Annotated in this window: 17 protein-coding genes, 1 pseudogene and 1 riboswitch; of the genes and pseudogenes, 15 read left to right on the top strand and 3 right to left on the bottom strand. The window is 39.2% G+C overall.

The window, feature by feature from the left end:
- Window positions 1-4: 4 nt before the first annotated feature.
- The 12 genes and pseudogenes from DSOL_RS20410 (at window position 5) to DSOL_RS20355 (ending at window position 10968) form a co-directional block, all read left to right on the top strand.
- Window positions 5-856 carry an energy-coupling factor ABC transporter ATP-binding protein gene (locus tag DSOL_RS20410; RefSeq protein ID WP_075366633.1) on the top strand — a complete coding sequence of 284 codons (852 nt, stop codon included), beginning with the start codon at window positions 5-7 and terminating at the stop codon, window positions 854-856.
- Between the two features lie 22 nt (window positions 857-878).
- Complete coding sequence (locus DSOL_RS20405; protein WP_075366632.1) at window positions 879-1943, top strand: DMT family transporter; 1065 nt, start codon at window positions 879-881, stop codon at window positions 1941-1943.
- A 94-nt stretch (window positions 1944-2037) separates the two neighbouring features.
- A complete protein-coding gene (locus DSOL_RS20400; protein ID WP_075366631.1) occupies window positions 2038-2769 on the top strand; it encodes a precorrin-6A/cobalt-precorrin-6A reductase in 732 nt (243 codons plus the stop codon).
- A gap of 241 nt (window positions 2770-3010) precedes the next feature.
- A riboswitch (cobalamin riboswitch) is annotated at window positions 3011-3207 on the top strand.
- 239 nt (window positions 3208-3446) lie between these two features.
- Entirely contained in the window at window positions 3447-3977 is a 531-nt protein-coding gene (locus tag DSOL_RS20395; protein ID WP_075366630.1) for a cob(I)yrinic acid a,c-diamide adenosyltransferase, read from the top strand.
- Between the two features lie 384 nt (window positions 3978-4361).
- The gene (locus tag DSOL_RS20390; RefSeq protein ID WP_075366629.1) at window positions 4362-4577 is read left to right on the top strand and encodes a FeoA family protein; all 216 of its coding nucleotides are present in this window, start codon (window positions 4362-4364) and stop codon (window positions 4575-4577) included.
- A gap of 123 nt (window positions 4578-4700) precedes the next feature.
- Window positions 4701-4928, top strand: a complete 228-nt coding sequence (locus tag DSOL_RS28145) for a FeoA family protein (protein ID WP_075366628.1) — start codon at window positions 4701-4703, stop codon at window positions 4926-4928.
- A 32-nt stretch (window positions 4929-4960) separates the two neighbouring features.
- Window positions 4961-7018: a ferrous iron transport protein B gene (feoB, locus tag DSOL_RS20380; protein WP_075366627.1), complete on the top strand. Its 2058-nt coding sequence runs from the start codon at window positions 4961-4963 to the stop codon at window positions 7016-7018.
- Window positions 7019-7251: 233 nt separating this feature from the next.
- Window positions 7252-7389: a FeoB-associated Cys-rich membrane protein gene (locus DSOL_RS30170; protein WP_083642849.1), complete on the top strand. Its 138-nt coding sequence runs from the start codon at window positions 7252-7254 to the stop codon at window positions 7387-7389.
- A gap of 56 nt (window positions 7390-7445) precedes the next feature.
- Window positions 7446-7751 (top strand): DUF2325 domain-containing protein, encoded by a 306-nt coding sequence (locus tag DSOL_RS20370; protein WP_075366626.1) that lies wholly within the window; start codon window positions 7446-7448, stop codon window positions 7749-7751.
- Between the two features lie 111 nt (window positions 7752-7862).
- The gene (locus DSOL_RS20365) at window positions 7863-8672 is read left to right on the top strand and encodes an FTR1 family iron permease (RefSeq protein WP_075366625.1); all 810 of its coding nucleotides are present in this window, start codon (window positions 7863-7865) and stop codon (window positions 8670-8672) included.
- A gap of 450 nt (window positions 8673-9122) precedes the next feature.
- A pseudogene (locus DSOL_RS27515) lies at window positions 9123-9250 on the top strand (IS3 family transposase); the annotation flags it as partial.
- 296 nt (window positions 9251-9546) lie between these two features.
- Window positions 9547-10968: a Na+/H+ antiporter NhaC family protein gene (locus tag DSOL_RS20355; protein WP_075366624.1), complete on the top strand. Its 1422-nt coding sequence runs from the start codon at window positions 9547-9549 to the stop codon at window positions 10966-10968.
- A 165-nt stretch (window positions 10969-11133) separates the two neighbouring features.
- Here DSOL_RS20355 and DSOL_RS20350 read toward each other — a convergent pair whose 3' ends face one another.
- Complete coding sequence (locus tag DSOL_RS20350) at window positions 11134-11763, bottom strand: ZIP family metal transporter (RefSeq protein ID WP_170871580.1); 630 nt, start codon at window positions 11761-11763, stop codon at window positions 11134-11136.
- Between the two features lie 370 nt (window positions 11764-12133).
- Between DSOL_RS20350 and DSOL_RS20345 the strand changes: the two genes are divergently transcribed.
- The 3 genes from DSOL_RS20345 to DSOL_RS20340 all read left to right on the top strand — a co-directional run bounded on the left by DSOL_RS20345 (window position 12134) and on the right by DSOL_RS20340 (window position 13851).
- The gene (locus DSOL_RS20345) at window positions 12134-12790 is read left to right on the top strand and encodes a DedA family protein (protein ID WP_075366622.1); all 657 of its coding nucleotides are present in this window, start codon (window positions 12134-12136) and stop codon (window positions 12788-12790) included.
- Between the two features lie 78 nt (window positions 12791-12868).
- The gene (locus tag DSOL_RS27510; RefSeq protein WP_139314552.1) at window positions 12869-13078 is read left to right on the top strand and encodes a hypothetical protein; all 210 of its coding nucleotides are present in this window, start codon (window positions 12869-12871) and stop codon (window positions 13076-13078) included.
- A gap of 26 nt (window positions 13079-13104) precedes the next feature.
- Window positions 13105-13851 (top strand): protein kinase family protein, encoded by a 747-nt coding sequence (locus DSOL_RS20340; RefSeq protein ID WP_075366621.1) that lies wholly within the window; start codon window positions 13105-13107, stop codon window positions 13849-13851.
- 135 nt (window positions 13852-13986) lie between these two features.
- Here DSOL_RS20340 and DSOL_RS20335 read toward each other — a convergent pair whose 3' ends face one another.
- Together DSOL_RS20335 and DSOL_RS28470 are read right to left on the bottom strand one after the other, a co-directional pair.
- On the bottom strand, window positions 13987-14367 hold the full coding sequence (locus DSOL_RS20335; protein ID WP_075366620.1) for a hypothetical protein: 381 nt from the start codon (window positions 14365-14367) through the stop codon (window positions 13987-13989).
- Between the two features lie 481 nt (window positions 14368-14848).
- Window positions 14849-15068 (bottom strand): hypothetical protein (locus DSOL_RS28470; RefSeq protein ID WP_207649655.1); only part of this gene is annotated, 220 nt, incomplete at its 5' end.

Here is a 15068-nt window from a genome sequence, read left to right as displayed (position 1 = left end):
GAATTTGCCAGAGGTTATACTTGAAGCGGTTGATCTAGAATATTCTTATCCTGATGGTACAAATGCATTACGCAAAATAAATTTGCAAGTTCGAAAGGGAGAAAAAATAGCAATTTTGGGATCAAACGGAGCGGGGAAATCCACTTTATTTATGCAATTTAACGGAATCTATCGTCCTAGTTCAGGTTCAATAAAGTACCAGGGACAAGATATTTCCTATAAAAATAAGGCTCTGATAGAATTACGCAAGAAAGTGGGAATCGTCTTTCAAGATCCGGATAGTCAGCTATTTTCCGCTAGTGTTTATCAGGATATCTCGTTTGGTCCGCTCAATCTCGGATTTTCGGAAGAGAAGGTGGCTGACAGAGTTAAACGAGCTCTGACAGATACAGAAACCACAGACCTTGAAGACAAGCCCACTCACTTGTTAAGTTATGGTCAGAAAAAACGGGTTTCTATTGCAGGCGTTCTGGCGATGGAACCAGAAGTAATTATTTTTGATGAACCAACAGCAGGGTTGGATCCTCGTCACTCCCAGGAGTTCATGCAGCTTCTAGAAAAGTTGAGCATCGAGGGTATAACTATTATCCTATCGACTCATGATGTCGATTTAGCCTACTCCTGGTCAGACCGGATAGCAATAATGTACAGTGGAGCGATCATTGCGCAGGGGGAACCCGGAGAACTATTTATGCGCACTGAGATTGTGGAACGTGCTGATTTGGCACTTCCATGGCTGATAGAAATGCATAGTGAGTTGGTGCAAAAAGGATGGCTACCTCCGTCTACTCCTTTGCCGAAAACAAGGGAAGATTTGTTTAGAAGCATTTCGGCAAAGAACAATACAGCGTGTTAAAACTTGACAAGAGGAAATAAAAATGAAGAACAGAAAGATTGCCCCAATGCTAAAAGCCATAATTGCTGCTGCTTTGTTTGGAGCAAGTGCCCCGATTTCAAAACTGCTTTTGGGTGAAATTGCCCCAACTCTAATGGCATCATTTCTATATCTTGGCAGTGGTATTGGGCTTTTTCTACTGAGATACTTCCAAAGTTCAGACACCCGTTTCAGGGATGAGGCAAGACTTACCAAAAATGATTGGCCCTGGATAATTGGTGCTGTACTTGTAGGCGGAATTGCTGCCCCCATAGTGCTGATGTTTGGCCTGAAAAATACACCAGCTTCTACGACTTCCCTTTTGCTGAATTTCGAGGGCGTGGCTACTACCGTAATTGCAGTCGTTGCATTCAAAGAGGCTGTTGGGAAACGTATATGGATGGCAGTACTATTGATTACTATGGCAAGCATATTGCTTTCATGGGATTCATCCGGGCAGTGGGGTTTTTCATTGGGTGCCATTGGCGTACTTAGTGCTTGCGTACTTTGGGGGATAGACAACAATTTCACACGAAATGTTTCGGCCAAAGACCCTCTCTCGATTGTAGCAATCAAGGGATTAAGTGCCGGTACATTCTCCTTAATTCTATCGATTATTTTGGGTTTTCCGTTACCTTCGTTCAAATTTCTTCTTATGGCAATGGTCTTAGGCTATTTCAGTTACGGACTGAGTATCGTACTATTTATTCGAGCCATGAGAGAACTAGGGTCTGCTAGAACAAGTGCTTTGTTCGGAACGGCTCCTTTTGTTGGAGCAGTACTATCTTTGCTCTTGTTCAGAGAAAGCCAGGGCACATTGTTTTTCTTTGCTCTTCCTATCATGATTATTGGGGCAGTCTTTTTGTTCAAGGAAGAGCATGAACATTTACATGAACACGAAACAACGGAACACGAGCATAGGCATAACCACAACGACTCGCACCATACACACGTCCATTCTGATAATGAAATACCTAAAAATGGCCATCACTCCCATGTTCATGGACACGAATTTATAATACATGTCCATGAACATGCTCCCGACATTTACCATAGACATGCACATTAATAATACTGAACAAAGTTATTATATATCTCGTACAAATTAGGAATTTATATTTTAATCACACATATTTTTAAAACGGTTATGGAGGTTACCAAAAATGATCATGCTTTTGGGAGAAACGTCGGCAGCACGTGAGATTAGTAAATGTCTGGATATTAGAGGGCTTGAGTTTATTCGTTTGCAAACCTGGACAGAGAAGACCAGCTTGAAGACGCCTTCATTAATCCTTGATGCCAGCCCTCCTTCCAGCATTGTAAAGTTTGCCCCGTTACGCCAATGGTGTGAACAGCGGTGCATTCCTTATCTCAGGTTAGAAAGACCAGAGACTGTCATTCCAGACAGCTTATTAATATATCCAGTTGGTACTTGGGAGGAAGCTTTGCTCCAATTAGAACAGCGAGTCGGTGCAATGCATAAAGCGAAAGGACATATAGTAACGATTTTCGTGACGACGGGAAGCCACCAATTGGAAAGCATCGTGCAAAGTGCCTTTGCTCGCTATGCTCGTTTAGTTGTTAGGGTTCTTCCGGAAGGACGCTTAGTCCAAAAATGTAGAGATATGGGTATTTCAACGAGGGATATCGTAGCTATGCAGGGGCAATTTTCTAAAGAGATCAACAATGCACTATTTAAATTCTATGGAGTAGATATTCTATTAACCAGAGATAGTGGGTCTGCCGGTGGGACAGATACGAAAATATCAGCTGCCTTAGAATTGGGAATCGAGACAGTCCTTGTGAAAAAAGCTAAGACGAATGCTGGTTTGACTGTGAATAATGTCAAGGAATTACTGGATTGGGTAGATGATAACATTCCTGACAAGAGGTAATAAAAATAAAGAATGGAAATATTACCCCAATTCTAAAAGCCCTAATCGCTGCTGCTTTACCATTGGAAGAGGCAGTCGGAAAGCGTATAGAACTAATCGCTCATAAACATCCTTATACACCTGACATTCACCGCAGGCATGAACACTAAAACTAGGGGTAATACCTGCGAAGCTAACATACACGCAAAGTAATAGGTTAATATGTCATTGTTTTGCATGAAAAGTTCCATATTGATTAAGGTAATTTAATAGACAATCCAGGTGCCGTTCATGTTCCGATGACGAATGACGAACGGTTAAAAGAGAAGTTGGGTGAAAATCCCACGCGGTCACGCCACTGTAAAAGAAGAATCCTCCTAGAAAACCACTGGGGAACCGGGAAGGTTAGGAGGGTGATGACGCTTAAGCCAGGAAACCTGCCTGTATTTCTACACCATGAACTCTACGTTTGAATAGGGGGTGTGTGAAGTGTTCACCGAACATAGCCGGTGCTATTTTGGAACCTCTTGACATTTCCTGTCGGGAGGTTTTTTCGTTACCCAGATGACCTTTCTGCGGGGAAGTGAGTTGGATTAGTTATTATTTTGATCGAGGATTTTGCCGTTCGTATTCATTGGAGTGAGGCAGTGTTACAAGGTTGAAGCTTATAACATTTAACAAGGAAAGGAGAAATAAGCATGAAACAAGGGCTCATCCATATTTATACTGGTGCAGGGAAAGGGAAGACGACAGCAGCAGTCGGATTGGGGATCAGGGCGTATGGACAGGGACTTAAGGTATTCATGGTTCAGTTTTTAAAAGGTTGGTTAACGGGTGAAATGAATACCATTGCTAGTCTAGGACCGTGTTTTCAGCTCTTTCAATACAAAGAAAATGACAAATTCACTTGGGGAATGACAGATGAAGAAATGAAAGGAATAAAAGGAGAAATCCGGATTGGTCTGAACTATACTATTGAGGCCGTCATGAGCGGGGAATGGGATTTGATCATCATGGACGAGATTATAGCCGCTGTGAATTGCGGGTTCCTGCCTCTGGAGGAAGTAGTCGAGATTCTTAAGATAAAGCCGCTAAAACTGGAACTCGTTCTGACAGGGCGGGATGCTCCATTAGAGCTGATCGAGTTGGCTGATTATGTCTCGGAAATAACTGCCAGCAAACATCCTATGGAAAAGGGGATAGTGGCGCGGGAGGGAATCGAGTATTAAACGTAAGCGATAGCTCCTTGTAGGGGGAGCTATCGCTTTTCATACCTTAGTTATCGGACCAGATCGCGATGGAAGACACGTTAGGCCAGCCATCCGACTCCAACTTGTAATGGTGTTGGTTATCGGATCCAAATTTGAAAAAGCTAAATTATTTATTGCTGGCAAATGATTTCGATATGCCAATAAAGGAAATTTATATGAACAACTGTGGGGGACAAAAATCATGTCAAACAATGGGAAACGTTATGACCAAGAATTTAAGGCAGACATAAATTGAATATAAAAAGTTTCCATTGACGCAATTAAATAGAGATGTTAGAATTGGTCCATAAGAGAGTGATATTGATTATCAATTTCAGTAATTTTAGATAAGGAGTGAAGAAAATGCCCTTAACAATGCTGACTTCAGGTAGAGAAGCAAAAATTATTGATTGTAAGGCTGAGGGCTCAACCAAAAAGTTTCTAGAAGCACTTGGAATAATCCCGGGTGTAACTATATCGGTCATATCGAGAATTAAGGGGAATCTAATTGTTCTTGTAAAAGGGACGAGATTAGCCTTGAACAAGGGAATTGCGAATCAGCTTTTTGTACAGGTATGAACAGAGAGAGCGTTTTGGAATGGTCTCAATTGCTGTGAAAAATGTAAATAACAATTAAAGTCATTTTTTTTACTCTGGTATTGATAATGGATATCAATACCAATAAATAAGGGAGGATTGTTAATGGAAATCTCATTAAAAGAGCTAAAACCTAATGAAAGTGCAATCGTAACAAGCATAGGAGGCAGTGCCCCAGTCCGTAGAAGGCTTATGGATATGGGGGTAACACCAGGGGTCAAGGTAACAATGCGAAAAGTTGCTCCTCTCGGCGACCCTGTTCAGATAAATCTACGTAGCTATGAGCTTAGTCTAAGAAAAGCCGAAGCTGACCAAATCATTGTAACAAAGTAACAAAATTCAAGTGAGAGATGAGGAGCAAGAGAATGGCCTATCGTTTTGCGTTAGCAGGCAATCCAAACTGCGGTAAAACAACGCTTTTTAATGACTTGACAGGGAGCACTGCACATGTAGGTAATTGGCCTGGGGTTACCGTTGAAAGGAGAGAAGGCAAATATAGAAAAGGCAATGATGATGTAAAGATCATTGACTTGCCTGGGATATATTCACTTTCCCCTTATACAGCAGAAGAGGTTGTTGCTCGTGATTATTTGGCACACGAAAAACCCGATGTAATCATCAATATAGTAGATGCTTCCAATATAGAGCGTAACCTTTATTTGACAACTCAGCTATTAGAATTGGGAATTCCGACGGTAATCGCACTTAACATGATGGACGAAGTAAAAGCCCACGGGGATGAAATTGACATAGCGAATCTTGAAAAGCAAATGGGCTTACCCATTGTTCCTATAACTGCTACAAAAAGTCATGGCATAAAAGAACTTATGGAAAGAGCAATAACACTTGCTAAAAGACCTGAATCTGTAAAGAAAACTGCCCTAGAAGGCACTAAAATATTCGATTCAGTAACAAACATTAGTAATGCTTTAAAAAAAGATGGATATACTGATACTCTTCATCATGCAGTAAAACTACTGGAAAAGGACGATAAAATAAAGGAAGGTCTGAAATTAAACCAGCAGTTAGAAGCTGCTATTAGCAAAATAATAACTGAAGAGGAAAAAAGATCAGAGGAAGAGCTGGAAACAGTTATTGCAGATTTACGATACAGATACATCAGTAAAATTGTATCAAAGCATGTAAAGAAAGGAAGACAAGAAGGCACCCTATCTTTATCGGATAAGATTGACAACATAGTCACAAACCGTGTATTGGGAATGCCTATCTTCTTCCTTATCATGTTCACTATTTTTCAGATATCGGTGGGTTCTATCGGGGCTTTGCTAAAAGACCCTTTTCAAAATCTAGTCACAGGGACTATACCGGATGCCGTGACAAAGCTCCTTGAATTGGCTGGAGCATCTGAATTAATAAAAGGTCTTGTGATAAATGGTATTTTCGCTGGTTTGGGAAATGTCTTATCTTATTTACCACAGGTAGCATTATTATTTATGTGCCTTTCGATTTTGGAGGATAGCGGTTATATGGCAAGGGTAGCCTTTGTCATGGATAGGCTATTCAGACGTCTTGGACTTTCGGGAAAAGCTTTTGTACCCTTGCTTATGAGTTATGGTTGTTCAGTTCCTGCTATAATGGCTACACGTACATTGGAGGATGAAAAAAGCAGACGAATAGCCATTACCCTTATGCCGTACATGTCTTGTAGCGCAAAAATACCTGTCTATGCTGTCTTTGCAGGAGCGTTTTTTGCAAAAAGTCAAGGTACAATAGTTTTCAGCTTATATTTCTTAGGGGTAATTGTTGCACTGATATCGTGCCTAATCTTAAATAAAACGGTATTTAAAGGTGAGGCGGCTCCTTTCGTTATGGAACTTCCCCCATATCGTATTCCTACAGCAAAAGCAGTATTGATACACACTTGGGAAAAGGCTAAAGGTTATGTTATAAAGGTGGGTACTATACTCTTTGCAATGACCGTTATAATTTGGTTTCTTCAGTCATTTGATTTTTCGCTGCACATGGTCAATGACTCTGCTACGAGTATTTTTGGTATCATTGGAAGTGCTATTTCGCCGATATTTGCATTTAATGGTTTTGGTTATGTACGTGGTACTACAGAAATTCACTGGCAGGCGGGAGCTGCCTTACTCACTGGTTTAATAGCCAAAGAGGCTGTTGTAAGCACATTGGGCATCTTGTATATAAACAGTGGGGGTTCAGAATTGACAGGTGCACTTAGTACAGCTCTACAGGCTCATTTTACACCTTTGGCAGCCTATTCGATGATGGTTTTTGTCCTGCTTTATGCTCCTTGTGTAGCAGCCATATCAACAGCGAAAAAAGAGTTGAATTCGTGGAAATGGACCTTGTTTACTGTAGGTTATCAATGTGGCGTTGCCTGGTTGATATCGCTTATAGTATATCAAGTTGGATATTTAATAGGCTGGGGGCTTAGCTAATAAATAAATTTAGCAACGTAGGAATTACTAAGAAATTGTCCAGTATAGATTCCCAGCGACCGTTAAAATAATCCATATATCTGCCAGATTGACAAGTACATCACGACCATTAGATGACGTTATTACAGTAGAATATCATATAAGGATTGTCTGAATGGTAGGTAATCCTTGCCTTTCAGGTAGGTAAAATGAAGGGCTTTAGTTGAACATAAATAACGAAAAAGGGTGATGAAATGATTAATTGGATTATAGGTGGTGTCATTGTTGGTGTGACAGTTTTTATTGTCGTTCGGACAATAGTGCGCATGCGAAAAGGTGAAAGCTCTTGCTGTGGAAATTGCACCCAAAGCAAGTCTGATTGTTGTAAATAACATACTAGGACGTGTGAAGAGTTATATCGAACAATTCCAGCAAAAGGAGGGATACGATGAGTATTGTGCTTGTTGGGGGCCATGATAGGATGCATAGCGAATATATGGGGATATGCTCCAAACGCGGGCATTATGTAAAGGTCTATACCCAGATGCCAGCTAGGTTTGAAAAGGTGATCGGAACGCCCGATGGAATTGTATTATTCACTTCGACAGTCTCTCATCAAATGATTCACACAGCTGTAAAAGAAGCAAAAAGAAAGAAGATACCGGTCTTCAGATGCCATAGCAGTAGTGGAACTTCATTGGAGGGATTGTTGCAGGAACTTGAAGCTAAAATGCTATTGTCAAGAAAAAAGTGAGCCACTAACGCCAGAAGAATTGTGAGCTTAGACCTCTTGATCCAATAGCTGAGTTATGATTTTGATATTGTTAATCGCCATCATGTAGCTACATGAGAAAGGATGAAAAGTATGTTTAATGTGTTTATTATTACCTTGCGGGAAGGGGTCGAAATCGCGGTTGTTCTCGCTATTATCCTGGCATATCTTAAACAATTAGGACAGATGAAGGAAACAGGAAAAGTGTGGCTTGGGGCAGGAACGGCTGCATTGATCAGTGTACTGGTAGCGGTGGGAATTTTTTTCGTACTTGGAACGTCGGAAGTCGAAGGGTTTCAAGCCGTCTTGGAAGGAACACTTAAGATTGTTGCCGTCATTATGCTCACGTGGATGACAATTTGGATGAAACGACAGGGTGGAAATATCGGCGGAGAATTAAAACGGCAGATACAGGTCGCTCTAAGTCATGGTTCAGTCTGGACATTAGCTTCTTTAGCCTTTGTCTCTGTAATCAGAGAAGGCATCGAGACTGTGCTTTTTATTGTAGGTACTGCACAGGAAACATCGGCACTTGCTACCGTAAGTGGTAGTATATTGGGATTTGGCGTGGCAGCTATTCTGGGATATATCCTTTATCGAGGAACACATCGTCTTCCACTTAAATCATTCTTTACGGCGATGAGTGTGCTTCTTATTGTCATGGCAGCAGGGCTCTTGTCCGGAGGAATTCATGAATTTCAAGAACTGCATATGATTCCAGTAGGGATAGAACAAGTTTGGAGTACCAAGGGACTATTGGATCAAGAATCGACGATGGGAAGCCTGCTCAAAGCTGTTTTTGGGTATGCAGACAGCCCGAATTTAGTTCAAGTGCTCGCATATTGGACGTATTTAACGGGTGCGTTCTACGCTTATTTTAAGCCGAGCAAATTCCAAAATTAGTAAGCAATACAGGAGAGATCACGCGCATAAAAGTCCTTTGCTAAATACGGGTTTCAGACCATTAGCATAATAAGAAGGGATCCTGAATCAATCGACCCCGTACCCTTTTGAGGTGTAAAAACAGGCAAGCAGTGCTATAAGTAATCCTTTTTGATTGAGAATTGACACCAAATTGGCAGCTGAATTGACGTTGATGTGGCTGCTAATATATTCAGAAGAAATGATAACCACGACCGGAACCGGTCGTGGTTATCATTTCTTCTAACGTTCTGAGCATTTACTACGCGTCACAACTAAGCCCCTATTGGAACCATTACATCTTTGTAATTTGCGTGGATACTAAGTCTTTGTTGTGTTTCTCAGGTATTAGTAATCGGGTCTCCAATAATCTTTGATAAATCATTTAGTATTGTTATATCACTTCCTATGTAACCAACTATCAAATCATAAAGGCTAAGATACAAGGTTTACAAGACCTGCGAGGACGCAAGGCGGGATATTTTCTGGTACATAGAATTCTTCTATAACAGAAAACGTGGCATCAGGTACTGGGAAATATGACTCCCAGAGGCTTTTAAACAGATGTATTACAAGGACTTGGCTGCACAAGCAATTAAGGAGCTAGCAGCTCGATGATATCACTAGAAAATGAAATTTGAATGATCGTTAAGATTTCGGGCGAAAACACTAACTCTGTTATGTCTGGTTTATCGGGAAAGAATCAGTTACCTTCAATTTACACTTCTAAAGAGAATGAGGTCATTGATAATTCAGGATCTCTTCTTTATGAGAAGTATTTAATTCGCCTTATTAAAATAATATTCTACGTTAAGGATAAACTATAACGGAAAATAATATGGAAAGGAATGTTAATATGAATTATGGATTTATCTCATTATTTATTCCAGTTATAGTTATTGTGCTTGCTATACTTACAAAAAGAATTATTTCGTCACTTATAGTTGGTATTTTAGCGGGTGGTATTATGTTGGCAGGTGGTAACATAATCCAAGGCGTTATGCTATCTTCCGAGCATTTGGTAAAATCAATCGCCACTGAAGAGAGTGTATATATTATCCTGTTTCTATTTGTATTTGGAGCATTCGGTGAAATAATGAAAGTTTCAGGAGGTATTAAGGGCTTCACCGAAATATCGAATAAGTTCGTAAAAACTGAAAAAGGTGCTTTGGGAGCCATATGGCTTGTAAGTATAGTTACTTTTATAGATTGTTGTTTCCATGTAATAGCATCAGGAACAGTTGGGAAAGCACTAATTGAAAAGACAAACGGAAACAAAAAGAAGTTCGCATTTGTTTTAAATGTGACATCTTGTCTATTAATTGTTCTTATACCATTTGGTACTACATATGTTGGATACATAGTTGGAGTAATCGCTTCTTCATTAAGTAAAGCAGGAATAAATGAATCGGCATATGGATTATTTATAAAAAGTATTCCTTATAACTTATATGCAATAACAATGCTTTTAATAAGTATTATAGTTATTATATTTAATTTTGGATTTAACAAGACCATTAACCCAAATACAGAAAGTGAAGAAGTTGAATACGGTGGCCATGAAGCACATGAACAATGTGAATTTGAAGAAAAAGCGCAACCACGTCCTTTAAATCTAATTTTGCCATTAACACTATTAATAGCAACTACCTTTTTCTTTTTCTGGTTCACTGGTAAAGATAAGGGAACTGGCTTAACTGGAGCAATTATGAATGCAGATTTTGAAAAATCTATTTTTATGTCTGCGCTCATTTCTCTGGTGATTACATCCGTCTTCTATGTTATTCAAAAAATACCTCTGAGTGAAATAGAAAGTCATTTTCTGGCTGGTGGGAATGAAATAATGCCACCAATTATAGTTTTAACTTTAAGTTGGGGACTTTCAAGCATCGTACAGGATTTAGGGTTTACAGAGTTCGTAACTTCAGCGATGGGAAATCAAGTACCTCATTTTTTAATACCAGCATCGATTTTTTTACTTGGTTGTGTTATTTCCTATTTTATGGGTTCAGCTTGGGGAACGTGGGCGCTTATTATGCCTATAGCTATACCTATAGCAGTAGCCACTAATACCAATTTAGCACTTATTATAGGTTCAGTCTTGGCAGGAGGTTCTCTTGGAGATAATGCATCACCACTTGGGGAAACGGCTATATTATCATCTACTATATCAGAAGTTCCTTTAATGGAACATATTAAATCTGAACTACCATATTGTTTAATTGGTGTGGGCATTTCAACCATATTATTTATTATATTTGCTATTATTGTAGTTTAGAATAACAAATTTACTTATATACTAGAATTATTTTGTTGACATCAATTGTTGAAATTAATGTATGAGTTGTATCTACGGCTCTATTCTATATTGTTTTTAATTGATGAATAAAAGCAAATATGACTTACAAAAAATGTTGAGGTGTTGAACTGTAGTTCATGTGACTTAATGGATAATTGAAATAAAGAGTCTTCCTACTACTATTCCTAATACAGTACCAATAGCGGACAATCTACCCCTCCATAATCCAATGGATTCTGGGAGTATTTCTTTGCAAATAGTATACAATATGATACCAGCAGCAAATGATAAACTAACAGATGTAATTACTGGAGACATTGTACTTAAAATTCCTCCTATAAAAGCACCTATGCCCAGTGGAATAGAAGTAAATAGCGAGAGAAGTATTACTGTTAATATTTTAGCACCATTTCCTTTTAGATAAATTCCTAAAGCAAGCCCTTCAGGAATGCTGTGTAACAATAATGCAATTGTTAACGGAATACCTTTAGTGTAGGAGATATTTAGGAGTGAACCTAACGCAATACCTCCAGGTATATTATGTATTCCTATGCCTACTGCAATGAAGAATGCTACGTTTAAATATCTCTGTTTTTTACTATATGGGCCTTCAAAACTATGATGACTGATACCACTATCAAGTAAGGTAGCAGTGGTGAGTCCAATAAAAATACCAATGGTTGCTATGTATATATTACTACTTTCAAAGGATTTAGGTATTAAGTCAAAGAAAATTATAGCAAGCATAAGCAAAACAGGGTTCCTTACCAACAAAAAAATCTTCCTTTTATTAAAGTTGCCAAAAGGACTCCAGTCATCGTTGGCAGACCATATTTTTTGCTTTGGGCGTTAAAGGTATTGTACTTGTTCTAGGTGCTGAAGGTATCGCCACTATTGGGAAGCAGTGTTTGCCGATGGCGGTGTAACAATAATTGTTGTAATAAACCCATGCGCGTAATGAAAACGGATTAGCCAAAAGCAAGGTGCTTCAAAGCTAAAAATCTCGTTTAAGGTATTTTAACAAAATTGTTAAAAATCCGTTACGTTCATGTAATGCATATATGGTAGATTCTATTTGTTAATTGAAACTGGGAGGATGACAATGACTAGAAGAATTATTTGAAAAATACAAAGGAAGTGTGCAATGGATTTAATAATGAACCTGTTTGATTTTGTTATGAATCTCGATAAAAACCTGACTGAACTGGCTAAAGATTATGGTATTTGGACATATCTAGTTCTATTTGTAATTGTATTTTGTGAAACCGGGTTGGTTGTTACACCTTTCCTGCCGGGAGATTCAATGATTTTCGTAATTGGTGCCTTGTCAGCGAGCGGTGAACTGAATTTGGCAGCTATTACAATTGTATTGGTTTTGGCGGCTATTCTGGGTGATACGGTAAACTATCATATTGGCAAGCGCATAGGCCCAAAGATTTTCCATAAAGAGAATGTGCGGTTTTTAAAAAAAGAATATCTCATGCGAACCCATGAGTTTTATGAGACACATGGGGGCAAGACTATCATAATTGCCAGATTCATACCGATAATCCGAACCTTTGCTCCATTTGTGGCTGGAATGGGAAGGATGACCTACTGGAGGTTTATCAGCTACAATATTATTGGAGCAGTGATTTGGGTAGCATTATTTATAGCTGGAGGGTACTTCTTTGGCAATATACCTACTGTTAAAGAGAATTTTACCCTTGTAATATTTGCAATCATAGTTATTTCTTTATTGCCGGGAGTGGCTACCTTTATAAATAATAAAAGGATAAAAACTTCTGAAGAAAGAACTTAAACTTACACATTTGCAGGCTACAACAGAATTAAGCTGGTTATCAAAGTAGGTAAATAACGATTAACAGGAGGATTCAGTATGAGTTTTTTTTCAAGATCAAGAAGTAAAGGACATTACCCATATCAGAATCATGGCGGTGGCCATTATAAAAGACCACATGGCATGGGAGGAATACTTGGGAAAATCTTTGATGCCTTAACAGGTTCAAAAAGGCATTTACAGTCCTACTCAAACCGCCACAACGCGCAATATCCAAACCGGCATCACCGTAAAAGCTCGTGGTCTTGAACCTATTTAGACATGATAAAATACTTATGCCTTCGGAACTGATAATTGAATTTACCGTTGAGAAAATAATTGGAGAAGGCCGGTATGGTATCTGTTATCAGGTTTCTCATGGTCAGAAAACGTATATACTCAAGCAACTAAAAAGGGGAATGCTGGAGAAAGCAGGAGCAAAGGCCCAGTTTGAGGAAGATATTTTAAAGAGCTTACAGCATGAGAGCGTTCCCCGGTTAATTAGAAAGATTGAGCGTGAGGACTTCTGCGGCTATGTACTTGAATTCATGGAAGGTAGAACTTTCGAGGATATTATTTATTTTGACAAGCACGTGTTTGAAAGAGAAGAGATATACAGAGTAGGAAGCCAGCTTGTCGAGATATTAAAGTACTTACATTCAAAGAGTATAGTCCATAGAGACATAAGGGTGCCAAATACATTGTATGATGGTCAAAAGGTTAACCTTGTTGATTTTGGGCTTGCCCGCTGGATTAATAACAAGAAATACAGGGCAGACATGGACTTTGCATTTTTAGGAGATTTCCTTCTTCATCTGTATTACTCTTCTTTTGAATTCAAAGGTGACAAGAAACGTCCCTGGTATGATGAATTGCATTTGCATCAAAAGGAACTGTTATTTTTAAAAAGGCTTATGGGTGTAGAGCAAAGGTATAAAAGCATTTTAGAAGTGGAGCACGAATTTTACGAGACGTTTGAAGCTTTCATATTAAAGGATGGCGCAATGTTGGATAAAGAAGAAATTTATGATTTATTTTTATAAGCTACCCTCAAAAAATAATAAACTGTTGCGAATAACTCAGTGAAGACAGGGGGTGGTCAGTGGAAAAGAATCGAATGTAAGATTATTCAATAAAGCAGCGCCATTGTAGTTAATTTGTGAATTTTAGTAATTAGTTTAAGGAAGGATGACTTTAATGAAAAGTTTAAAAAATACGCTAATGGTAAGTACATTGTCTCTTGGGCTGATAATGGGAGCCGTAGCAGCAGTTAGTGCTGCTACATCAGGAACGTCTGTGGACCCTAGCACTACTGCAACTGTAACAACCAGTCCCCCTGTAACTGACCCGGCTACAACTGTCACCCCAGCAACTGACCCAGTTGCAACTGTTACCCCGGCACCAGTTACCCAAGCACACGTTACCCAAGCACACGTTACCCAAGCACCAGTTACCCCAGCACCGGTTACCTCAGCACCAGTTAACCCAGCACCGGTTACCCCGGCACCAGTTACTCCGCCACCTGTCACTCCAGCGCCCGTCACCCCTGCACAAAACAATTATCACTACAATGACGGACATTCAAATATGAATCCCCAACAACACCAGCAAATTCATAGTACGCAACCGAGCCAAAGTGCTCAACCATCCAGTACGAGTAAAAGCACAAATATGAACGGAAATGGTTATAATACTAATCACAATTCTAACGAGAATCATAATACTAATAGGGGTGAGAATCATATGTCCGGTAGCCAATCCGGTCATGAATGATAAGAACTACTGAATAACTTTAACTGGGCTGAAACAATCTGAGCCAGCCCAGTTAAATCCTCAGAAATATCTTGAAATAAACAACACTCTAAGGCAGCTTCAACTGAAACAACAGAATGGTACATTCAAATTACGGTAGTTTCCCTTAACTTATTTAAATACATTGGTGTATTATGATAAAAAACTCAATATTACGGTTAGACAAGTATTAGTTTTTGTAGTTAAACAAGTTCCTTCCGAACGTTTATTGAACGTTTAGAGGGGCTATTATTTTAGTATTATTTCTGTGCAGTAACCAATACTTATACTGGTGCGACGGGAAGCAACGAAGCAACCGGGGCAACAGGAGCACTTCCGATGCAAAACAGGTTCCTTACCAACAAAAAATCTTCCTTTAATAAAATTGCCAAAAGGACTCGATTCTTCGTTTTGGGAGACAATATTTTTTGCTTTGGGCTTTAAAGGTATTGCACTTGTTCTACCAAAA

Source organism: Desulfosporosinus metallidurans (assembly GCF_001936615.1).
GTDB lineage: Bacteria > Bacillota > Desulfitobacteriia > Desulfitobacteriales > Desulfitobacteriaceae > Desulfosporosinus > Desulfosporosinus metallidurans.
The sequence above is the reverse complement of the archived record's forward strand: the minus strand, read 5'-3'. Positions and strand labels throughout refer to the sequence as shown.